The organism is Oleiphilus sp. HI0117 (genome assembly GCF_001635235.1).
In genome coordinates this window covers 1-706 of record NZ_LWGA01000185.1, presented here as the reverse complement: position 1 = coordinate 706, position 706 = coordinate 1, and the positions used below count along the sequence as shown (strand labels likewise).

Genomic DNA, 706 nt, shown 5'->3' with positions numbered 1-706 from the left:
ATTGGTTATCACACCATATCCAGTTATACCTGGCTCAGTAATTCGTTGTCGCCCAATCGGCATGCTAGACATGGACGATGAAGCGGGTGGTGATGAGAAGCTAGTAGCGGTACCTCACGACAAGCTATCTCCTGAGTACAAAGATATTCAGGATATTGAAGATATTCCAGTGTTACTGAAAGAACAGATCCAGCACTTCTTTGAGCGTTACAAAGAGCTTGAGAAAGGCAAGTGGGTAAAAGTAAAAGGCTGGGAAAATGCAGATGCTGCTCGTAAGTCAATCGAGAAGTCTGTAGCGAACTACAATAAGTAAGTTGTAGCGCTTAGCTCTATATAACAAAGGCCGCATCAGCGGCCTTTTTACTATCTGCACTTCACGAGTGCTAGAAAGTTAGCCCTGCTGAAGCAAACTGCGCAAGTCGATAATGGCCGCTGATGCTCTTGAGATATACGAAGACATTGTCAAGCTATGATTAGCCAACATCCCAAAGCCACTACCATTTAGAATCATCGGACTCCAAACAGCCTCTTGAGTCGCTTCCAATTCCAGTGTTATCTGCTGCAAGCTTACCAAAGCATTCTTATTGATCAGCACTGCCTTAAAGTCATGCTCTATTGCTTTTAGTATATGCACCAGCGCCCAAGCCGTACCGCGTGCTTCATAAAACACATCGTCTATTTCCATCCAAGCAGTCTTACGCTCCTG

Annotated in this window: 2 protein-coding genes; one reads left to right on the top strand and one right to left on the bottom strand. The window is 44.8% G+C overall.

Annotated elements, in window-relative coordinates; genetic code table 11:
- Positions 1 to 313: inorganic diphosphatase (locus tag A3757_RS02375; RefSeq protein ID WP_197469666.1), on the top strand; the 313-nt coding region annotated here is incomplete at its 5' end.
- A gap of 78 nt (positions 314 to 391) precedes the next feature.
- Here A3757_RS02375 and A3757_RS02370 read toward each other — a convergent pair.
- Positions 392 to 706, bottom strand: a 315-nt coding sequence (locus A3757_RS02370; RefSeq protein ID WP_156506118.1) for a DUF2333 family protein, incomplete at its 5' end; no start/stop codon positions are given.